This is a genomic window from Amycolatopsis thailandensis (genome assembly GCF_002234405.1).
GTDB lineage: Bacteria > Actinomycetota > Actinomycetes > Mycobacteriales > Pseudonocardiaceae > Amycolatopsis > Amycolatopsis thailandensis.
Genome location: NZ_NMQT01000172.1, coordinates 41,301 through 62,591, shown reverse-complemented (window position 1 = coordinate 62,591; position 21,291 = coordinate 41,301). Strand labels below are relative to the sequence as shown.

The following is a 21,291-nucleotide window of genomic DNA, read 5'->3' as shown; positions in this document are numbered from 1 at the left end:
GGGAGGATTCCGGACGGTGAACGTCCGGAATCCTCCCCCGTCGACCACACCCCGGCCAACACCTCACCTGACATGACGTGCACGATTCCTGGAGGTATTTCGGCCCGGTACGGCGCCGTCAGGACCTGGGAGAAATCATGAAGTGGCCTCCCACGCGGTCACCGCGCCACCCGTGACCTGGTCGATCCAGGCGCGGTAGCCGGGGACGCTGTTGTAGATTCCCGGGCCATTGAGGCAGTTGCTGCTGTTGTTGCCGGATCGGCTGGTGGCGCCGGTCAGCTTACCGTCCAAAATGGACGGGCCGCCGGAATCGCCGTAGCAGGCACTGGTTCCGGGGGCGCCCTGGAAGCAGATCTCTTTGCCTCGTTTGAAATCGGCGGTGCACCTGGAGTCCGCGACGGTCGTGGTGTCCACCTCGCGAAGCTGTGGCGACGAGCCACCGCAACCAGGGCTACCGCACGTCTGACCGTGCCCGATCAGCTTATTGACGGTGCCGACGGCCGGGGTCGAGGTCGCGATCTTGATCGGCGTGCCCATGGCCGCTCTCGAGAGCTTCACCACGGCGATGTCGTTCGCGCCGAGGGTCGCGCTCGTCGCCGTGATGAGCTCGCCGCCGGAGCCGGTGTTGACCGAGCCGATCCGGGCGGAGAAGCCACCACCGGTGGAGCCCTGTACGCAGTGCTTTGCCGTGACAAGCCATTGCGGGGCGATGAGCGACGCTCCGCAGAAGTGACGACCGTTGCGCTGCAGCGACGCGAAGAACGAGTAAGGCGTGGTGACGACCTTGCCGCCGATGATGAAAGGTTCGATCGGCGGTCCGGCCGGTGACTCGGCCACAGCCGCGGGCCCGGCGAAGAGCGACCCGGCAAAGAGAGCGGCGGCGATCACGGACATACGTCGGATCCACATGATTTTTCGGCCTCCTGCTGAGAAAGGGGAGTCCTGCATGGGAAGGGATTCGGTAGTCAGATCGATCTACACCCCACCGTAGTGCTCTGTAGGGTATTCGCTACCTCCGTTGGTACGGAATCGGACATACCATCGGCAGGCGGGCATGAGGACTGGGTTTTCGCCGATAACCTCCGCCTGCAGGCGACGACCCGCGGCATCGGAGTCGCAGTCGTGAATCCTGGCATGATCGACACCGCGGTCAGGCTCCGCCATCGCGATGGGCTCGGGTTCGGTGGTCGAGGGTCGGACGGCGTGCTCATCTGTCCATTGTGGATTTTTCTGGAGCGACGCCTCAGACCCGGCTGTTCTGCCTGGAGGACGTGGAGTTCCGGGTGGCGAGACCGACGGCTCGGACGGCCGTATTGCGGAGCACCAGCCCATGCCGAGTTCGCGGAACGAGCAGCGTGGCGACGAGGCTGACGCGACGGTGCCTCGGGTCCACCTGCCGCCGGTGCTTCGCTTCGTAGGCCTGAAAGGCACGCTCATGGTCATCGGGATGCGCTGCGAGCGCCTCGGCCAGCGTGTGTGCGCCCGCCATCGCCATGCTCGATCCGTCGCCGAACAGGGCTACGGCGGATGCCGCGTCCCCGAGCAAGGCCACGCGGCCCCGCGACCACTTGTCCATCCGCACGTTGGCGAGCGGATCGAAGAAGGGCGCGGGGTGGTTCTGGTACGCCTCGACCAATTCAGGGCTTCGCCAGCCGATTCCGGCGTACGCCTCCGCCACTATGCGCTTGTGGAACGCGGCGTCGTGACGGTCGTAGCCGGGCACCCGCCCGCCGCGGAAGGTGAACATCGCGAGTGGTTTCCCCCGGGACGGGTGGATGGTGAGCATCCGGCCGGGCGCGGTCAGCATCACAGCCACCTCCGGATCATCGAGCGCGCCGGGCTCTATCGGCACCGTCGCGCCGTACATGCCCAGGTCGGTCGTGAACTGCTCCGCCGGTCCGAAGGCCAGGCGGCGCACCGGGGAATGGATGCCATCCGCGCCGACGAGCAGGTCGAAACGGCGCGGCGGTGACCGGCGGAAGGTGACTTCGACCCCCGATCGGTCCTGGCGGAGGCTGGTGATCGTGTCGTCGAAGAGGAACTCCGCGTCGTCGCGCGCTGCCTGGTGGAGCACCGTGGACAGGTCGGATCGCGTTACTTCGATCGACTGCGGGGAAGTCGTCGGGACCCGGAGAAGCTGCCGCCCGTCCTGATCGAGGAGCGAGAGGACACGCGAGCCGGTGGCGACCTCGCGCAACCGCGTGAGGATGCCCATGCTCCTGGCGACCGTCAGGGCCGGTTCCTTGACGACGATGGCACTGCCGCCGGACCTCAGTTCTTTGGCCTGCTCGACGACCGTCGGCCGATACCCGTGCCGGGCCAGCCAATATGCGAGAGCCGGGCCGGCGATACCGGCGCCGTGGATCAGGACGCGGGAAGGCGTCATGGCCGCAACCTTTCGGAGAAGGGAAGCGACGAGCGCCGCAGGCTTTGTGCTCGAGCGAAGCCCGGATCGGTTGCCACGCACCCACTGAAGGTACGTCGCTCGTCGTACCTTCAGTCAAGCATGGCCGTAAGGTACGATGCAAGACGTACCTGAGGGAGGTGAGGCGATGACCGGGTCAGGTCCAGCCGGGGACGTCGATCTGGGCACGGTGTTCCGCGCCCTCGCCGACGAGCATCGCCGCTCCGTGATCGTGGAGCTGGCGGCGGACGGTAGCGACAGCGAGCGCACCTGCAACTCGTTCGATCTCCCGGTGTCCAAGCAGACGCAGACGCACCACTTCCGGGTTTTACGCGAGGCCGGGCTCATCCACGAGATCAATTACGGGAACCGGAAGGGAATCCGGTTGCGCCGGGCGGAAATCGACCGTCGGCTCCCCGGCCTGCTCGACCTGCTGGCCGCGGAGCGCCGCGACACCGCGACCGGCGGAAGCGCCTGATCCGCTCCGATGAGGGGTGGTCGGCGCGCCGCCGGACGGTGCCGCGGCCCGCTTGCGGGATCAGTTGAAGATCACGTCCGAGCAGGAGTAGAAGGCCTCACCGGAGTCGGGCCAATGGCGCTGCCAGATCGAGTAGATCAGGTGCCTGCCGGTGCGCCCGCCGGGCAGGTTCGCCTGGAGCTGGTAGGCGTTGCCGACGATCCGCGGGTTGTCCTGCTTGTAGAACGGCGTGTTCTCGAGGTCGGACCACTTGAGCGGTTTCGTCGGGTCGTAGCTCGGTTTGGTGACGTACAGCTCGAAGGTGCCCGGGTGTGCGGCGGTCAGCTGGTACCGGAAGGTGTACGGGCCGCTGGCCGGTAGTGTGGTCGCCGGCCAGTCGGCGCGGGCGAGGTCGAGCCCCTTGTACTTACTCCGGCCGGCGCTGCACAGCTTGCCGTCCGGGATGATCTCGCGGCTGTGGCCGCTGGCGTCGCCGATGTTGACCTCGTCCCAGTCGTAGATCGGCCAGCTGTCGCCCACCGCGATGGCGGCCTTGCACGCGGCGGATCGCGGGTTTTCCGGGCCCTCCTGGAAACATTGCATGATCCGGCTGATCGGATTGCCCATCGAGCCGTGCGCGAGGGCCGGAACGGCGGTGAGCGCCGAGACCGTGCTGAGCACGGCGGTGAGTATCGCGACTTTTACGGCGGAGCGGGAAAACTTCATCAGAAGGTTCCTCTCATGAGAGGTCTAGACCACACCACGGTAGGTGTCCCGTCGCACCGGCGTGTAGGCCCGAAAGTCGTACGTGGCTGGGTGATCGGCCTCGGCTAGGCCAGTTCGCTGACCGTTTTGCCGTCTGTGTCCAGTATCTGGATTGTATTAGTGTCAGGTTGGATGGCGAAGTCCGTGAAGGCCTCCTTCCCTACCCTGAAAGTAGGGAAGGAGGCCTTCACGGAACCTGGCGTAGGCGGGAGAACGTTGCGAAAGCCACTTTCACAACGTTGAAGGTTGCGAAAGTGGCTTTCGCAACACTGGGCGCCGGACAGCACTGGGTCGTACGGGTCGTGAGCGGCAAGGATGGTCATGGACAGATGACGTCCGCGATCCGCCGGGCCGGCTGCTCCGTCCCTGTTCCCGATGTCGCATTCGAGTCGCTGAGCGTCACAAATGCGACATTGGGAACCCTGCCGCCGAATGGGAACCCTGCCGCCGAACAGGTGCAGTAGGGGATCACCGAAACTCGTCTTGCGTGGAGAAATTACGTCACTGATCACACTGGCTATGTCGTCGGGAATATGGCGTTGCGTCCAGAAGTCTTCTTCGGGCCGCGCCTTCCTCGTGATGGGTCAGGGTGCGGCCGGCGGAAGGTCCAAGATGCCGGTGGCTTGCGACCAGGCACAACGCCAGGTGCCGTCGGCATTGGTGTAGACGTCGGTGTGCCAGGCGTCGTGCTTCGGGATGTCCGCGCCGTCGACGGTGAGTTCGATGACGCACCGGTAGTGGAGGACGACGACGTCGGTGCCGACGATGGCGTCAATGTCGCCGGTCAGCCCCAGTTCCCGGTAGGCGACCCGCCCGGTGGTGAGGAGTTCCAGGTATTCGGCCTTCGTCCACACGGTGCCGGTCGGGTTGCACAACCGGTACTCCGTGGCGTGCAAGCGGTCGTAGGTGTCGCGATCCACGTCGAGGAGACATTGGATCCGGTCCTTCTCGGCCTTGATCACTTGGTCGGCCACGTCGTCGGTCATGCGTGCTCCTGTCCATTCGTTTGGTTCCGTCCGGCGTGATCAGCGTCGGCTGGTTTCTCGCCGGATGAAGGAGAGGTGCCATCACGCAAGCCGGCGGGCAGCCGAGGGAACGGCCCGCGCCGGATGTAGCGCCACTGCGAGAGAAACACGAGGATCGTCAGCGCGAGGCCAGACGAGCCCACGACCAGGTACGCCTTCCAGTCGTCGGACAGGACCACCCCGGCAACAATCGTGAAGACGAGGACAGCGCCACCGGTCAGTATTCCCCGCCAGGTCGTCCGCTTGAGGTCATGCATCCGCTCGCGCTGCTCGTCGTCCATCCCGCGCTTCCCCACACAGCAACTTTTGCACATCAAGTGGGACGTAGGAAGGACCCTCGGATCGTCTGTCGAACGAGGCGGGTGAGCGGCCGGAGACGAGGCCCGGTCTTGTAAGTGATTCAGGCGGCGTCGAGCCGGTTCTGAGCGAGATCGTTCGCTGCCTGGCTCGTCGTGACCCGGTTGGTTTCGGCGTGTGCGAGCAGTTCGGAGATCGTCGTGCCCACGCCCTGAACCTGGTCTCGTGCGGTTTCCTCACTGAGACCCCGAAGCTGGGACTGAAGGAAGATCACGCCGCCTGAGTTCACACAGAAATCCGGTGCGTAGATGATGCGCCGCTTCCGTAGTTCGTCCGCGAGCTCCGGGGTGGCCAGGACGTTGTTGGCGCCACCGGCGATGATCCGGCAACGAAGCGCGGGCACCACGTCCGGTGTGACCACTCCGCCCAGTGCGCAAGGCGCGAAAACATCCAGCTCGCTCGTGGGCAGGGTATCGGGGTCGACCGCCATCGCACCGGTCTCGGCGGCGAGCGAGACGGCGCGGTCCTCGTCCACGTCGCTCACCGTGACGTCCGCGCCTTCCCGGATGAGCAGTCGTACCAGCGCGCTGCCCACATGCCCGGCGCCTTGCACTCCGATTCGTGCGCCTTTGAGGTCGGCGCGGCCGGAAAACTCGGCGCAGGCCTTGATGCCCGCCGCGACGCCCAGCGCGGTCCAGGGTGACGGGTCGTCCTGCGCGCAGACCGGCGAAGTCACCTTGCCGATCTCGCGCAGGTCGGCTTGATCGGTGCCCACGTCGTTCACCGGGATGAACCGGCCGTCGAACGTGGCGATCGCCCGGCCGTGGGACAGCAGCCTTTCCGGTGTCTTCTCGGCTGTGTCCGCGGGAATGATGCTCCAGCCGCCACCGAGGTCCAGTCCGGCCGCGGCGGCTTTCACCGTCATCGCGCGAGCCAGGGCGAGGCATTCCGAGACGGCATCGCTCTCGTTCGGGTACGGGCGCATCCGCACGCCGCCGAGGGCAGGGCCGAGACGGGTGTCGTGCACCGCGATGATCGAGCGTGCTTCGCCTGCCGGACCCCGGTCGATCACGACCCGTTCGAAGCCGTCGACGGAAACCTCTTCCACGGTCACGTTTCCTCCACCTTTTCTCGCGATCTGCGCCGGGACACGGCCACGCCGATCAGGCACAGCGCGCCACCGGCGAGCGACAGTGCCGCGGGGACCTCGTCGAGCACGACCCAGCTCACGACGACCACCAGCACCGGGACCAGGTAGGTCGTGGCGCCCAGTTTCCCGGCCGTCGTCCGGGAGAGCGCGTAGGCCCAAGTGGAGAAGGCCAGAGCGGTCGGGAACACGCCCAGATACACGATCTCCAGCAGGGCGCTCGAGGGAGCCGCCGCCACTTCCCGTATCAGCGATCCGGCGAAGGGCAGACACACCAGCGCCCCGATCGCGTTTCCGAAGGTCGTCACCTGCAAGGCCGTCGCGTGGCGCAGTGCCGGCTTCTGGGCGATCACCCCGACGGCGCTGCCCGCCGCGGCGAGGCCGCACAACAACACACCGATCAGGCTGGCGCTTCCTCCGTCGGACGACGCGAAGCCGACCAGGACCGCGCCGGCGAAACCCAAGGCCAAGCCCGCCATCAGCTGCGGCGGGAACCCTTCCTTGAGCAGCCAGCCTCCCAGCGCGGCCATCAGGATCGGGCCAAGGTTGATCACGAGTGAGGCGGTACCCGCGTCGATGCGTTGTTCACCGGCGTTGAGCGCGACCATGTACACGCCGAACCACGCCACGCCCGAGACCAGAATGCCCGGCCATGCCGCTTTGGGTGGGAAGCCTTGCTTGCGTACCAACAGGAACGCGCCCAGTACCAGCGCCCCGGTCACGAGCCTGCCCAAGGCGAGCGCTCCTGCGGAAATGTGCTCCCCGGCGTCCCGGATCACCACGAACGCCGATGCCCACAGAACGATCGTGATGCCTGCCGAGGCTAGTGCTCGATAGTCGGTCTCCTGGCGTGTGCTGGCCACGTCCGACTTCGGTCCCCTCGTGCCCTTATTGGGCCGTCGCTTCTCGTCGCGCTCCGACGACCTGCTTCCGACCGCGCTCGCGGCCCGGTTTTCGATCATAACGGCGAGACTGGGAGTCGGCAGCCCAGCGCGGCCAGCCGCGAGGTGGCCTCGTCCCGCCGGTCCGGTAGCAGGCTGAGGGTGCAGGCCAGTTCGAAACGGGCGCCGATCGCCTGCCAGCCGTTGACGGCTTCCTCCAGGGCCGCGCGGTCGTCGTGCAGTCTGCCGCGAGCGCGGGCGAGACAGGCCGCCGCCCAGAGGTTCTCCGCCGCGGCGGGTTCCGCGGCGGACAGCAGCTCCCCGGCCCGGGGATCGCCCGCGACGATCGCGCTCTCCGCGGCCACGGCCCAGGCATAGGCGTCGTAGAACTGGTGAGCGCTGTCGTACCAACCGCCCTTCGGGGTCAGCGACGTGGACATCGCCGATTCGACGTCGCCCTGGTGCAGGGCGACCCGGGGGCGGACGAAAGCCTCGAAGCTTTCCCTGAGCCCGCTGTGCACACCGGGTTCCGACAACGTCAGCGCCCGCCTGGCCCAAGCGTCGTACTGGGAGACATTTCCGCGAAGGGCGTTCGCCATGCCCGCGGCCAGGGCGGCAGGGGCCATCCAGCGTGCGGGTGGCCCGCCGAGGCGCTGCCAGGCGTCCCAGGAGATCTCCGCGTATTCCAGAGCCCTGTCGAGGTGACCGCTGAGGACCAGCGGGACGACGAGTTTGCCTGCCCGCATGTAGAGGCCACGGAAGGGGTCCTTCCAGGACTCCTCCGCCGCGAGTACCGCCTCCGGCAGTCGCCCCGCCGCGAGCGCGACCAGCGGCACCACGTGCAGCGTGTCCACGATCTCGACGCCGATGTTCGGCTCGTGCCGGGGAAGCCTTTCCAGAAGTGACAGCCGTTCCCCGCACGAATGGTGCGCGCGGGCGAAGCGGCCGGCGGTGACGTCCGCACTGGCCACCGCGTCCAGCGCGGCCGAGATCAGCACTGGCTGATCGGTGGCGCGCGCGGCGTTCAGCGCGATCGCGGTCAAGTCCAGGTCGGGTGTGGTCTTCTCGCCGGTGGCGTTCCAGGCCCTCGCGGCCGCGAGGTAGGCCTCCGCGATGGGATCACCCTCCGGTGCGACCCGTTCGGCCTCGTGCATCAGCTCGACCAGCCGCTCATGCGGGACCAGTTCGGTGAACGTGGCGGGAAACCGGTTCCCGACGCAGACCGCGTACGCGAGTGCGATCGCCGCCCCCACCGGGTCCCCGCCCCGCTCCGCGCGTGCCGCGGCTTGCTGGAGCAGCGCGAACGCCGGCTCGCCCCGGTGCTCGGCCATGGCGACGTCGGCGGCCGAGCGCAGGTCACGGGCCGCGGTGCGGTCGTCGGGGGCCAGTGTGGCCGCCAGTTCGAAGGCGCTGCGCGCTTCCGCGAGCAGTTGACGCGCGTACAGAAGTCCGGCCAGCGTGCGGGCGATCTCGTGCTGACGGACGTCCGCGTCCGGCTCGGTCCGGTCGCGCACCGTGGCCCGGAGGTCATCGGCGACGAAGTCGAAGCGATCACGCCAGGCACCACCGGTTTCGACGAGGGCGCGGAGCTCGGCGGCTTCCTTGGCAGCCCAGCGGACGCGTCGCTCCAGGGCGTCGCTGTCCGGCTGGGGGAGGAGTTCCACGATATCCGGCGGGAGACGCCAGCCGTCCTCATCCCGCTGAATCAGGCCTTCCGCCGTGAGCCCGTTCAGGAGGGTCTCGGCGTCTTCCTGGGTGGTTCCGGCGAGCGCCGCGGCCATCCGGGTGTCGAAAATACGGCTGTGAAGGGAGAACCTCGCCACCCGCGTGACCCTCTCCGCGTCGAAAGGACCGGGTGCCGAGGGCAGCGCGACGACCTGCTCTCCGGGCACACCGAGCGGGGCCGGCGCCTCGGCGAGCACGGTCAAGCCCGGGCAATGACGGAGAAGGTCGGCGATCGTCCCGGCGACGTCCGCGTTGCTGCGCCTGCCACCTCGGACGACGAGCAGCGGCCTGCCCTGTCGCAGCCGTGTGCGCAGCGCCTCGGCCAGGGGATCGGCGGGTCGTTCCACGACGTTCAGCGCCGCCGCGGCGGTCTGCGGAAACGTGCCCGGGAGATGACCGGTTGTGATCACCGTGATGTCGGAGGTGATGCTTCCCGCGGCCTGGATCGCCTGGTCGAGCGCGTCCGCCCGGTCGGACGGTGATAGTCCCGTGATTGTCGTCATCCGAGTTTCTGTCACGCTATCGATACTCTCCTCCGGTTTCCTCACCGATCCAGCTTGTCAGGTCGTGAGGAACTGACAACCCGGGTAAGTATCTTCACGCGTTCGGCGTACGACGAATGCCGGTGAGGCGTTTCGCTATTTCGTCCATAATGGACGGAATGTGGTCGAAATGGGCGCGGTATTCGTCGGCCATGTGGCGGCGTGGAGGGCGGCGGACGGTGTACCGGGCGGGCATTTCCGCAGGTTTTCCCTTGTGGAATAACGGAAAATCACCCTTCGGCGTGCGGTGTCGGTGAATCGCGTGCTAGCGTCGACGAGGACACCGGAGAAGGCGTCGAAATGGATGTGCGCGCCTCGCGCTGATGGTGTCCGGTCCTGGTTCTCGATGGATTAATCGCGACAGCAGGTCCTGGGGAACGTCGCTCAAGTGAGCGCATTCAGCCGGATTTCGGACGCAGCGCGAATTCGGCGTGTCCTCAAGTTGAAGTCCTGATTAATCGCACTGGCGGGTATCGATCGGCCGCCGGGTGATTCGTCCTGGGGCATACATGGCCGTGACAGGTGGCGGAGGTACGGGAAGGGATCCCGATGTGCGAGAAGAACGAGCCGACCGCAAGGCGGCAGCAGGCTACGGCCTACGAGGGGAGAGGCGAGTGGTGACCGCTCCGTTGCCGCGTCAGCGACGGCACGAGACAGCCCACTACAGGTGCCTCGGAGTCGGCGTCGGGCCCGCCAATCTGAGCTTGGCGGCGCTGTTGCATGACAAGAACGAGGTCAGCAACCTCTTCCTCGACAGGGAGGAACGGTTCGGCTGGCACGACGGACAGCAGATACCGGGTGCGACACTGCAGGTGTCGTTGCTGAAAGACCTGGTCACGTTGTCCGAGCCGACCAACCGGTTCTCATTCCTGTCCTATCTGCACGATCAGGGCAGGATCTACCACTTCATCAACGCCCAGTTCGACGCAGTGCCACGACAGGAGTTCCGCAACTACCTCGAATGGGCGAGCAAGACCAACACGAATGTCCGCTTCGGTGAGGAAGTCCAAGAGGTCGATTTCGACGGGACGTCTTTCGTCGTGCGTACCAACAAACGGACGGCCACGGCGGACAACGTCGTGGTGGGAATCGGCACCCGGCCGTGGGTGCCCGAACCGGCTCGCGGGAAATTGGGCGGATCGCAGTTCCACGTGAGCGATTTCGTTTCGCGCGATCGGGACTTCGCGGGCAAGCGGGTCGCGGTGGTCGGTGGCGGGCAGTCCGGCGCGGAAGTCTTCCTCGACCTGATCTCCCGCCCGATCGAACAACTTCCCCGCCGCGTCATCTGGATTTCACGTCGGCACAACTATTTCCCGATCGACGACACGCCGTTCACGAACGAGTACTTCGTCCCCAGCTATTCCGACTACTTCTTCGACCTCGACCGGCCCGCCCGGGTGGCGCTCAACGCGCAGAACGTGCTGACCAGCGACGGGATTTCCGAGTCGACCCTGCGGGAGATCTACCAGCGTTGCTACGCCCGGCGCTTCGTCGACGGCGCCGACGACCTCTTCGCCCTCTTGCCCAACCGGACCGTCACCGGCGTGAGAGCCGGCCACGACGCGTGGGATCTGACCGTCGCGGGAAACGACGACCCCGGCCTGATCGAACACGTCGAGTCCGACTTCGTCGTCTGGGCCACCGGCTATCGCCCCGCGACGGCGGACTTCCTGTCGCCGTTGGAGGCGAAGCTCGCCCGCGAAGGCGAGGAATACAACGTGGACAAGGACTTCGCGATCCGCTGGGACGGTCCCCGCGATCGCTGCGTGTTCCTGCAGAACGGGGTCCGCGACCAGCGCGGCCTGGCCGACCCGAACCTGAGCCTGGTCGCCTGGCGCAGCCAGCGGATCATGGACCGGCTGCTCGGGGTGCACTCCAACGAACAACTGGAACCGTTCATCGACTGGGCGGGCAAACACACCACAGAACTGCTGGACCGGACGTGAGAGCGGCGACAACGGCCGAAATCTTCGGCGCTCCGACGCGGAGCGCCTCGGCCAGAGCGGACATCGCCGTGCTCGGCGGCGGCATCATCGGCTGCCTCACCGCTCGCGAGGTCGCCCGCCGGAGACCGGACGCCTCGGTCCTGCTGATCGACCGCGATCTGGTCGGCGGGGGCGCCTCGCTGCGGTCGGCGGGGTTGCACACCCCGCGTGGCGCCACTCCGGCGGTACGCGAGATGGCTCGCTTCAGCCAGCGCTACTACACCGAGCTGGTCCGCGGCCGCCCCGATCTGCCCATCCGCCCCGTGGCCATGCGCGTGGTGGGCACCGTCGCCGACGAGCCGCGCCTGCGCTCGGACTACCTGCCCGAAGCCGACCTCACCGCGGCCGAGGACCTGCCGGACGGGGTGCGCCCGCCGGCGGGATCGATCGCCTGGTCCGTCCAGGGCGCCCAGTACGCCGACGTAACCGCCGTGACCCGTGCCGTGACCGCCGATCTGCGCACCGAGATCGAGGTCCGCGAGGCCGTCCGGGTCGAGGCGGTGTCCGAGGACGCGGACGGGGTAGGGCTGCGGCTGGGCACCGGGGAGGAACTGACCGCGGGACGGGTCGTGCTCGCGCCCGGCCCGTGGCTGGGAGCTCCCGCGTGGCGATCCCTGGTCGCTCCCTTGGCGGCCAGGGTGAAGAAGATCGTCGCGCTGCACGTGGGCGGGCGGCCGGATCCGGCCGACGCGGCGGTGATCTTCGAACGCGAGGACGCCTTCCTGCTGCCGTTGCCCGAGCGCGGCCACTGGCTGTTCAGCTACACCTGTCCGGAATGGGACGTCGATCCGGACACGCCGTCGGCCGGGCTGACCGGGCGGCACCTGGACGACGCCCGGGAGATCCTGCGGCGTCACGCCCCGGGGATGGCGGTGGACCGCCTCTCCGGCCGGGTCTTCTGCGACGCCTACAGCGGCACCGGCGAACCCTTGGTACGCGCACTCGGCAACGGGCGGATCGTGTTCGCCGGCGCGGCGAACGGCTCCGGCTACCGGCTCGCGCCCGCCATCGCCGCACGTGCCGCCGACCTGCTCGAATCGGGAGGAAGTTGATCGTGGACATCAGTACGTTCACCGGCGAAGGGCTGAGCCGCGCGTTCGGCATCGACGTCGCCGCACTGGATCCGGGCGCCGCCGGTGACCTGGGCGTCGGTGCGTCCTGGGGCAGGGTGGCCCCGGGCGTACGGTCGCTGACCCATCAACACGACGAGACCGAGGTGTGGGTGCTGGTCGCCGGCGGGGGCGACCTCGTCGTCGATGGCGCCGAACACCAGATCGAGGCCGGGGCCGTAGTGCGCTTCGACCCGTTCGAAACCCACTACGTCACCAACACCGGCGAAACCGATCTCGTGCTGGCGTCGTTCTTCTGGCGCGACACCGCCCGTGCGACCGCGGCCGCCGGCCGATCGGTGCGCCGCCGTTTCGGGGAGCGCCCGGTCTTCGTGTTCTCGTCCGCGCCCACCCCCAACGGCGACCTGCATCTGGGACATCTGGCCGGGCCCTTCTTCGCCGCGGACGCCTACACCCGGTTCCAGCGGATGAACGGGGTGCGGGCCTGGCACCTCTGCGGCAGCGACGACTACCAGAACTACGTCGAGGCGGCCGGGGCCAAGGAAGGGCGCTCCGCCCTGGACACCGCGACCCACTACAGCGGGCGGATCCGCGAGACCCTCGCGGCCATGGACATCGAGGTCCACCAATTCACCGCGACCAGCGCCGACGACACCTACCCGGACGGCCTGCGGGGTTTCTTCGGCACGCTGATCGCGTCCGACTCCGTCCGGCTGGCCGAGGCCGACGCGCTGTTCGACCCGGAATCGGGAAGGTACCTCTTCGAATCCGGCGTCAGCGGCAAGTGCCCGTCGTGCGGGGAGACCACCGGCGGCAACATCTGCGAGGGCTGCAAGGAACCCAACTCGGTCGCCGACCTGGTGGACCCGGTCTCGGCGGAGTCCGGTGCCGCACCCCGGCGCGGCACCGTGCGCCGTTATCAGCTTTCCCTGCACGAACTGGCCGATCACGTGCGTGACCACCACCGCAAGGGCCGGGTGCCTTCGTCGGTGAAGGAACTGGCCGCCCGGGTCCTGTCGCGTGGCCCGGTCGAAGTCCCGCTCACCCATCCCGCCGGCTGGGGCCTGCCTCCCGCCGAGTCGGCAGTGGACGGGCAGGTGATCTGGTCGTGGATCGACTACGCCTACAGCATCCTGCACGGGGTCGGCGCGCTCGGCGCACACACCGGCGAGGAATGGCGGGCCGACGAGCCGGACGCGGACTGGAAGATCGTGCACTTCCTCGGCGCCGACGGGAGTTTCTTCCATCCGATCGTCGTGCCGGCGCTTTACCGGGCCGCGCATCCGGAGTGGGCGCCCGACATCGACTACCACATCAACGAGTTCTACCTGCTCCAGGAGAGCAAGTTCTCCACCAGCCGCCGCCACGCGGTCTGGGGCCGTGACGTGCTCGGCCCGGAGACCGTGGACGCGTACCGGCTCTACCTGGCGCTGACCCGCCCGGAGGGCAGGCGCACCAACTTCGACCCCGACGAGTTCGACGCCTTCACCCGGGACACGCTCGAAACCCGATGGCAGGGCTGGCTCGCGGGCCTGGGAGAGCGGATCGTCCGCGATCACGGCGGCAAGGTTCCCGACGCGGGTGTCTGGACCCCGGAGCACACCGCGTTCCTGGCCCGGCTCACCGAGCGGCTCGCCGCGCTGACCCGGTCACTGGGCGCCGACGGGTTCTCCTTGAACTCCGCCGCCGCCGAACTGCTGGGCCTGGTCGAGGACACGCGCGCGTTCGCGGCCGCGGAATCGGCCGCCGCGCACGTCGGGGACTGGGCCGACGAGGCGCGTACCGCCCTCGCGCTGGAACTGGCCGCGGCCCGGCTGCTGGCCACTTGCGGCACGCCGGTCATGCCGCGGTTCGCGAGTGTCCTGGCGGAGGCACTGGGGCTGCCCGCGGACCGCACCTGGCCGCACACCGTGGACCTGGTGCCCGCGGGAACCGCCGTCACCCTCGCCGGTCGTGTCTTCTTCGGCGCGAAACCCGAGAGCGCCGCCGAATCACCGCTGCTGCCCTGGCTGTCCGGGGTGGTCCGCGAGGTGCTCAGGCTGCCCGCCGACGAGCCGGTGGCGCATCTTTCCCTGACCGAGCTGGGCATGCAGTCCATGCAGGCCGTCGCGCTGCAGTACCAGCTGACCGACCGGCTGGACGCTGACGTTCCACTGGAGACACTGCTCAACGGCGGCGACGTCGCCGGGCTCGCCGACACCCTCGTGAAGGACCTCCCCGAAGACGTGGTGCGCAAGCACGCGGAGGTGGGCCGATGACGACGACCGAACGGGAAACCCCCGCCCAGGTGGTGCGGGAACTGCGCTCGCGGGGGCTCACCGTGAGCCTCTCGGGAACCGACCTGAAACTGCAGGGCCCGCGTGAGCGGATGGACGCCGATCTGGTCGCGAAGGTCAAGGCGCACAAGGCCGACCTCGTCGACTACCTGGACACCCCGCCCGGCGAGCCGCTGACGGCGTTGCAACGCGGCTACCTGATCGGCCGTGACCGTCAGGTGGAGATCGGCTCCGCCAGCCACGTCTACCACGAGATCTCGGGCTGCTGGGACATCGACGGGCTGGAACGCGCGCTGAACACCGTGGTGGCACGACACGGCATCCTGCGCACCCGGTTCACCGAGGACGGCACCCAGATCGAGCAGCGTTCCGCACCCGTCCGGATCCTCCGGTACGACCTGCGCGGCAAACCCGCCGAGGAGCAGGACGAGCACCGGGAATCGGTGCGTGCCGAGCGGGCCCACCGCAGCCTGCCCGCCGACGAGGCACCGTTGCTGGCCGTCGCGGTCACCCTGCTCTCCGACGAGGAGATGCTGCTGCACGTCGACCACGACGGCCTGATCCTCGACGCGATCAGCATCTTCCTGTTCTTCCAGCAGTGGCACGCCGAGTACCTGGGCGAGCCCGCGGAGGCGGGGGAGGAAGCGGCGTTCGCCGACTTCGTCTCCGCCCAGGAACGAGCCCGCGGCCGTGCACCGGCGAAGCGGTCTCGTGACTACTGGCTGGCTCGCCTGGACGACCTCGCACCGCATCCGGATCTGCCGCTGCGCACCAGCCCGTCTTCGATCACCGAAGCCCGGTTCACCACGCGGTTCGCCCGCCTCGACAGTCCACAATGGACTTCACTGAAGGAGCTGGCCGCCGGATACGGGTTGACACCGTCCGGATTGCTGCTGGCCGTCTACAGCGAAGTGCTGACTTGCTGGGGCGCGGGGGATCGGTTCACGCTCAACACCACCGTGGCCAACCGGCCGCCGATCCACCCGCGGATCCACACCGCGCTGGGGAACTTCGGCGAGACCATGCTGGTGCGGGTGGAACCGGACCCCGGCGCGGCGTTCGCCGACCGGGCCCGCGCGATCCAGGCCTCGCTGCGCGAATCCCTGGACAACCGGCATTTCTCCGGCATCGACGTCCTGCGCGAGCTGGCCAGGAACGGCGGCGCGGACGCCCGGATGCCCTACACCTTCAACAGCGCCATCGGCTACGAAGGCGCCGACGGGTCGGCGATGGAGTTGTTCGGCCCGGAGGTGTACACCGAGAGCCAGACTCCGCAGGTGTGGCTGGACGTGTCGCCTTACGAGCAGCACGGCGGGCTCGTGGTGCAGTTCGACAGTGTCGACGAACTGTTCCCCGAAGGACTGATCGACGCTGTCGTCGACGGGTTCCGGCGGCTGCTCGGTGAACTGCTCGATCCCGACGCCTGGTCGCGCCGGCTCTTCGACCTGCGCCCGGAAGCCCAGCGCGCCCGCCGCGCGGAAGTCAACGCGACCGCGACCGAAATCCCGGACCCTGTTCTACCGCAACGCTTCCTGGCGCAGGCTGAGTCCACCCCGGACGCCCCCGCGGTGATCACCGGAACGGCCGAGATCAGCTATCGCGAGCTGCTCGCCCATGTCCAGCGGGCGGCGCGCTGGCTGCGGGATCGAGGAGTACGTCGTGACGAGCCTGTCGGGCTGGTGATGACCCGCGGGCCCGAACATGTCGCCGGGATCCTCGCCGTCGTGCTCGCGGGCGGGGCGTACCTGCCGGTCGACGCCGGGCTGCCCGGGGAACGACGTGCGCTCATGCTCGCCGACGGCGGCACCAGGTTCGTCCTCACCAACGCCGGCCACAGCGATGACGAGCGCGCCGTGCTGAACCTGGACCTCACCCGTCCCGCCGAATCGGTGCCGCCCGTGGAGCCCTTGCCCGATGCCCATCCGGACGACATGGCCTACGTGCTCTACACCTCCGGCACCACCGGCAGGCCCAAGGGCGTCATGGTCACCCACGGCGCGGTCGCCAACGTCGTCGCCGACTGCAACAGACGGTTCGGCGTCGGTCCCGGTGACCGGTTCTTCGGCATCAGCATGTTTTCGTTCGACTTGTCCGTCTACGACGTGTTCGGCGCGCTGTCGGCAGGAGCGGCCGTCGTGCTGCCCGACGCCGATCAAGCGGCCGATCCGGGGCACTGGCTGCGATTGTGCGGCCGGACGGGGGTGACCGTGTGGAATTCGGTACCCGCCATCGTCGGACTGCTGCTCGAACAAGCCGAGGCCGACGGCGCCGAGGCGCTGAAGACGCTGCGGCTGGTCATGATGAGCGGCGACCGGCTGCCCCCGGCGCTCCCGGCCGCGCTGCGGGCAACGCTTCCCGGACTGGACGTGGTCTCGCTCGGCGGACCGACCGAGACGACCATCTGGAACATCTCGCATCCGGTCGGCACCCACGAGGACGGCTCGGAGTCGATCCCCTACGGCAGGCCCAACGCCAACAACCGGGCCTACGTGCTCGACGCGGCGGGCCGTGATCTGCCGGACTGGGTCACCGGGGAGATCTGTGCGGCCGGCACCGGCCTGGCGCGCGGCTACTGGAACGACGAGGAGCGGACCGCCGAGCGGTTCGCCGACGATCCCGTCCGCGGCGAACGGATCTACCGCACCGGTGACCTGGGCCGCTGGCTGCCCACCGGCGAGATCGAGATCCTCGGCCGCACGGACTTCCAGATCAAGGTCAACGGCTACCGTATCGAGGCGGGCGAGGTCGAGACCCGGCTGGTCGCACTGGACGAGGTCCGCCGCGCCGTGGTGGCGCGCGAGTCCGCCGGACGGGGAGACCGCCTTGTCGCGCATCTCGTGCCCGCCGGGGACGAGCGGCCCACCGCCCACGACCTCGGCGCGCGGCTGCGCGAGGTGCTGCCGCAGTACATGGTGCCGTCCGGGGTCTATTGGCATGACGCGTTCCCCTTGACCCGCAACGGAAAGGTCGACCGCGCGAAGCTGCAGGAACACAAGCCCGGCCAGGCGGCCGCCGCCCAGGTGCCACCGGACACCGAACTGGAGCACGACGTCGCGCTCCTGTGGGCGGAGGTGCTCAAGTCCGGCGTTCCCGCCGCCACCACGACCCTGTTCGACCTCGGCGGTGACTCGCTGGTCGCGGCCCGGATCCTCGCCGGTGTCCGCAAACGGTTCGGCGTCGGCTTCACCTTGGACCGGTTGCCCGAACTGGACACCGTGCGCCGTATGGCCGCGATGATCGCGGCCGCGCCGAGGAAGAAGGGAGTCCGCTGATGACCGCCCTCGGAACGAGGATCCCGGACGGGCTGCTGAACGCCATCATCGCGGCCCCACCCGAGCCCGGTCACCGATTACGGGTCGCGAGGCTCGACAAGACCGAGGAGTTCGACCTGCGCGAGGTCTACGAGATGGCGGGCAGGGTCGCCCACGCCCTCGTCGACCTCGGTGTCCGGCGCGGCGACCGGGTCGGCGTGCTCGCGCCCAACTGCCTGGAGTGGGTCCTGCTGGACCTCGCGGCCCTGCGCGTCGGCGCGGTGACCGTGGGGTTCGACCCGGCGAAATTCGACGCCGACCCCGCGCTGGCCGTCCGGTACGGACTGACGGCGCTCTTCGCCGACGGGGACGGCGACCGAATCCAGCCGCTGACGGACGTCCGGGCCCTGGCCACGGACGATGACGCCGTCGCGCCCGAGCCGGTGCTTTACGGGCCGGAGGACGTCACGACCCTGAAGCTCACGTCGGGTAGCACCGGCGAGCCCAAGGGCATGACCGCGTCGGTCGGCAGCATCGACGCCGGGATCGCCGCCGTGCAGGAGATCTTCCAGCACGGCGGCGACGACGATCTGTTCGTCTTCCTTCCGCTGGCGGTCCTGCAGCAGCGGTACTGGGTCTACTCGGCGTTCCGCTACGGACACGACGTCACGCTGAGCACCTACGAGGCCGCCTTCCCGACGCTGCGGCGGGTCGCGCCCACCGTGGTGATGGGGGTGCCGGGGTTCTTCGCCACCGCCAAGGCCTTCATCGAGCGACAGGTCGCCAGGACGGGCCCGGAGACCCCGCCGTCGGAGGCGCTGGCCCACGGCGCCCGCCGGGTGTTCGGCGACCGCGTCCGCTACCTGTGGACCGGCTCCGCGCCGGCGGCCGAAGACGTCCTGCGGTTCTTCACCGACGCGGGGCTGCCCATCTACGAAGGATACGGGCTCAACGAGACCTGCGTCGTGACCAAGAATCATCCCGGCGCGCACCGCCGGGGAAGCGTCGGCAAGGTGCTCCCGCACAAGGAAGTCCTGATCGGCGAAGACGGCGTCGTGAGCGTCCGCAGCCGGTTCCCGGTGTGCCACCGCTACGAGTTCGCGCCACCCGGCGCGTCCGAACGGGTGTTTCCCGAGCCGGACCTGGTTCGCACCGGTGATCTGGGGGAAGTGGACGACGACGGCTTCCTCTACATCAAGGGTCGGGCCGACGACGTGATCGTGCTCGAGAACGGCCGGAAGGTGGTGGTGCGCCCGGTCGAAGACCATATGCGCACCAGTCCCGCCATCGCCGAATGCGTGCTGTTCTGCCCTGCCCAGAGTTATCTGGTGGCGGTGGTGTCCCCGGCTTCGCTCCCCGCCGACGAAGCGGCCATCGCCGAACAGCTCGCCCGCACCAACGCGGCGTTCGGCGCCGACGAGCAGATCCGCAAGGTGGTCGTCGCCGACGAACCGTTCAGCTCCGCCAACGGGCTGCTCACCTCACAGTTCAAGCCACTGCGGTCGCGTATCGCCGACCGCTATCACGACGAGATCCACGACGATCAAGGGAGCGTGCATGTCTGCTGACCTGTCCACCATCGACGACGCGGTGCGGGACAACCTGTCCCGCGTGCTGAGCAAGCCGGTCGACCCGGCGGACTTCGACCCGGACCGTGATCTCGCCGAGGGCTACGGGCTGACCTCGATGCAGAAGGTGATGTTCCTGATGTCCGCCTGCGACGACACCGGGGTCGCGCTGGAGACGTTCACCGAGCCGGACGTCGCCGCCATGAAGACGCTCCGCGACGTCACCGACGCGCTCGCCGGGGCGGTGGCCGGATGACCGGGCCGCGCTGGGCGGACGCCGCCCGCACCGAACTGTCCGACGAGCACGTGCTGCTGCGGCCGATCGCCGAGACCGATCGCGAGCCGCTGCGCACACAGGCTCTGGACCCGGCGATCTGGCGCTACTTCGTCCAGCTCATCGAGACCGACGAGCAGTTCGACGCCTTCTTCGACGCCGCCGTCGCCGACCAGGCCAACGGCGAACGGGTCGTGTACGTCATCACCGACCGCTCGTCCGGGCTGATCGCGGGCAGCATGAGCTTCTGCAGCATCAACCAGGACGCCGGACGGCTCGAGATCGGCTGGTCCTGGCTGGGGACGAAGTTCCACGGCAAGGGTGTCAACCACTGGGCCAAGTACCTCATGCTGCGCGAAGCTTTCGAACGGCTGGGCGCCGAGCGGGTCGAGTTCAAGACCGACGCGCTGAACGAACAGGCCCGCCGGGGGCTGCGCAACATCGGCGCGGTCGAGGAGGGCATCCTGCGCAGCTTCAACCCCATGCCGGGCAACCGGCGCCGCGACGCCGTCTACTACAGCGTCCTGCGCGCCGAATGGCCCGAGGTGTCGGCCACCCTGCTGGCGGGGAAGAAGGGCAAGGAGCGCGGCTCGTGACCATCCCCTTGGTCCGTGCCCACGGGGACGCCTTCGCTCGCGGCCGCGCTCACGGCGAGGCGCTGAGGAAGGAACTGCGGGCCTTCCTCAGCGACCGCTTCGCCCGGCTCAACGCGCTCTCACCCGACCCTTTGGACCTCGACGTGTTACGCCCGGACCTCACCGAGTACGCCCGAGCGATCGACGCTCAGCTCCCGGACCTGGCCGAGGAGATCCGCGGCCTGGCGGACGGTGCCGGCATCTCCCACGACGAAGCGGTGCTGCTGCAGATGCGGCGTGAGGTGCTCGGCTACCGGAAGCTGCCGACGATGGGCGACTGCACGACCTACGCCCGGACGGGATCCGAGCCGGTGCTCGCGCAGACGGTCGATCTCAACGGCGATCTCGACGACCACATCGCGGTGCTCGACGTCCGGGTGGGACCGCGCCGGTCGCTGGTGCTCAGTTTCGGTGGCCTGCTCGGCTATCTCGGCGTCAACAGCGCCGGGCTCGCTGTCGGGCTGAATCTGGTGCTGGCGGGCGAATGGCGGCACGGGCCGTCGCCCTACCTCGCGATCCGGCATCTGCTCGACACCTGCGACAGCGTCACCGAAGCCGTGGACGCGGTGCGTGACCTGCGGCTCGCCAGCTCACGGTCGCTGACCCTGTGCGACCGGGAAACAGCCGCGTGGGTGGAGATCGCCGACGACGACCTCCGGGTGAGCACGGGAGCGGAAGTGGCGCACACCAACCATTTCCTGCATCCGGACCTCGTCCCGCGGGACGAGCTGACCGTCTTCGCGCGCAACTTCTCCGTCCGGCGGCTCGCCGCCTGCGAAGAGCGGCTGGCCGTGCTGCCGGCGCGAGCGTCCACAGAGGACCATTTCGCGTTGCTGTCCCGCGACCCTGTGCGCGTCGCGGGCGACGGCGACATCCGCCGCGACCGGACCGTCGCCGCGGTGGTGCTCCGCCCGGATCGCGGGGAGCTGCACGTGCGCCCCGGCGACCCGGCAGCCTCGTCCACCGAATCCTTCGCGCTGTGACCCGAG

At 68.7% G+C, this 21,291-nt stretch carries 17 protein-coding genes; 9 read left to right on the top strand and 8 right to left on the bottom strand.

What is annotated here, in order from left to right; genetic code table 11:
* Positions 1 to 135 precede the first annotated feature (135 nt).
* Positions 136 to 894 carry a S1 family peptidase gene (locus CFP71_RS39360; protein ID WP_093938974.1) on the bottom strand — a complete coding sequence of 253 codons (759 nt, stop codon included), beginning with the start codon at positions 892 to 894 and terminating at the stop codon, positions 136 to 138.
* Positions 895 to 1,243: 349 nt separating this feature from the next.
* Positions 1,244 to 2,386 carry an FAD-dependent monooxygenase gene (locus CFP71_RS39355; protein ID WP_093938973.1) on the bottom strand — a complete coding sequence of 381 codons (1,143 nt, stop codon included), beginning with the start codon at positions 2,384 to 2,386 and terminating at the stop codon, positions 1,244 to 1,246.
* Between the two features lie 166 nt (positions 2,387 to 2,552).
* On the opposite strand from CFP71_RS39355, the gene CFP71_RS39350 reads away from it, so the two are divergent.
* On the top strand, positions 2,553 to 2,882 hold the full coding sequence (locus tag CFP71_RS39350; RefSeq protein ID WP_093938972.1) for an ArsR/SmtB family transcription factor: 330 nt from the start codon (positions 2,553 to 2,555) through the stop codon (positions 2,880 to 2,882).
* A gap of 60 nt (positions 2,883 to 2,942) precedes the next feature.
* Here the strand turns inward: CFP71_RS39350 and CFP71_RS39345 are convergent, their stop codons facing one another.
* The 6 genes from CFP71_RS39345 to CFP71_RS39320 all read right to left on the bottom strand — a co-directional run bounded on the left by CFP71_RS39345 (position 2,943) and on the right by CFP71_RS39320 (position 9,204).
* Positions 2,943 to 3,587: a lytic polysaccharide monooxygenase auxiliary activity family 9 protein gene (locus CFP71_RS39345; protein ID WP_093938971.1), complete on the bottom strand. Its 645-nt coding sequence runs from the start codon at positions 3,585 to 3,587 to the stop codon at positions 2,943 to 2,945.
* 623 nt (positions 3,588 to 4,210) lie between these two features.
* A complete protein-coding gene (locus tag CFP71_RS39340; RefSeq protein WP_093938970.1) occupies positions 4,211 to 4,612 on the bottom strand; it encodes a nuclear transport factor 2 family protein in 402 nt (133 codons plus the stop codon).
* A complete protein-coding gene (locus CFP71_RS39335; RefSeq protein ID WP_093938969.1) occupies positions 4,609 to 4,932 on the bottom strand; it encodes a hypothetical protein in 324 nt (107 codons plus the stop codon). Before CFP71_RS39335 ends, CFP71_RS39340 begins: the two co-directional genes overlap by 4 nt.
* 119 nt (positions 4,933 to 5,051) lie before the next feature.
* Complete coding sequence (locus CFP71_RS39330) at positions 5,052 to 6,062, bottom strand: Glu/Leu/Phe/Val dehydrogenase family protein (protein WP_167406438.1); 1,011 nt, start codon at positions 6,060 to 6,062, stop codon at positions 5,052 to 5,054.
* A complete protein-coding gene (locus tag CFP71_RS39325) occupies positions 6,059 to 6,958 on the bottom strand; it encodes a DMT family transporter (protein ID WP_244200004.1) in 900 nt (299 codons plus the stop codon). Before CFP71_RS39325 ends, CFP71_RS39330 begins: the two co-directional genes overlap by 4 nt.
* Before the next feature lie 95 nt (positions 6,959 to 7,053).
* Positions 7,054 to 9,204, bottom strand: coding sequence for a hypothetical protein (locus CFP71_RS39320; RefSeq protein ID WP_093938966.1), 2,151 nt, complete (start codon positions 9,202 to 9,204; stop codon positions 7,054 to 7,056).
* A 656-nt stretch (positions 9,205 to 9,860) separates the two neighbouring features.
* Here CFP71_RS39320 and CFP71_RS39315 point away from each other — a divergent pair.
* Genes CFP71_RS39315 through CFP71_RS39280 form a run of 8 tightly spaced genes read left to right on the top strand, consistent with a single transcriptional unit; the run spans position 9,861 to position 21,285 of the window.
* Complete coding sequence (locus tag CFP71_RS39315) at positions 9,861 to 11,189, top strand: lysine N(6)-hydroxylase/L-ornithine N(5)-oxygenase family protein (RefSeq protein ID WP_244200003.1); 1,329 nt, start codon at positions 9,861 to 9,863, stop codon at positions 11,187 to 11,189.
* The gene (locus tag CFP71_RS39310; protein ID WP_244200002.1) at positions 11,186 to 12,280 is read left to right on the top strand and encodes an NAD(P)/FAD-dependent oxidoreductase; all 1,095 of its coding nucleotides are present in this window, start codon (positions 11,186 to 11,188) and stop codon (positions 12,278 to 12,280) included. Before CFP71_RS39315 ends, CFP71_RS39310 begins: the two co-directional genes overlap by 4 nt.
* Positions 12,281 to 12,282: 2 nt before the next feature.
* The gene (locus tag CFP71_RS39305) at positions 12,283 to 14,556 is read left to right on the top strand and encodes a class I tRNA ligase family protein (protein ID WP_093938964.1); all 2,274 of its coding nucleotides are present in this window, start codon (positions 12,283 to 12,285) and stop codon (positions 14,554 to 14,556) included.
* On the top strand, positions 14,553 to 17,846 hold the full coding sequence (locus CFP71_RS39300) for a non-ribosomal peptide synthetase (protein ID WP_093938963.1): 3,294 nt from the start codon (positions 14,553 to 14,555) through the stop codon (positions 17,844 to 17,846). Before CFP71_RS39305 ends, CFP71_RS39300 begins: the two co-directional genes overlap by 4 nt.
* On the top strand, positions 17,846 to 19,393 hold the full coding sequence (locus CFP71_RS39295) for an AMP-binding protein (protein ID WP_093938962.1): 1,548 nt from the start codon (positions 17,846 to 17,848) through the stop codon (positions 19,391 to 19,393). The genes CFP71_RS39300 and CFP71_RS39295 overlap by 1 nt, the downstream gene beginning before the upstream one ends.
* A complete protein-coding gene (locus CFP71_RS39290; protein WP_093938961.1) occupies positions 19,383 to 19,649 on the top strand; it encodes an acyl carrier protein in 267 nt (88 codons plus the stop codon). The genes CFP71_RS39295 and CFP71_RS39290 overlap by 11 nt, the downstream gene beginning before the upstream one ends.
* Positions 19,646 to 20,263, top strand: coding sequence for a GNAT family N-acetyltransferase (locus tag CFP71_RS39285; protein WP_093938960.1), 618 nt, complete (start codon positions 19,646 to 19,648; stop codon positions 20,261 to 20,263). Before CFP71_RS39290 ends, CFP71_RS39285 begins: the two co-directional genes overlap by 4 nt.
* Positions 20,260 to 21,285 (top strand): C45 family autoproteolytic acyltransferase/hydrolase, encoded by a 1,026-nt coding sequence (locus tag CFP71_RS39280; RefSeq protein ID WP_208636142.1) that lies wholly within the window; start codon positions 20,260 to 20,262, stop codon positions 21,283 to 21,285. Before CFP71_RS39285 ends, CFP71_RS39280 begins: the two co-directional genes overlap by 4 nt.
* Positions 21,286 to 21,291: the final 6 nt, after the last annotated feature.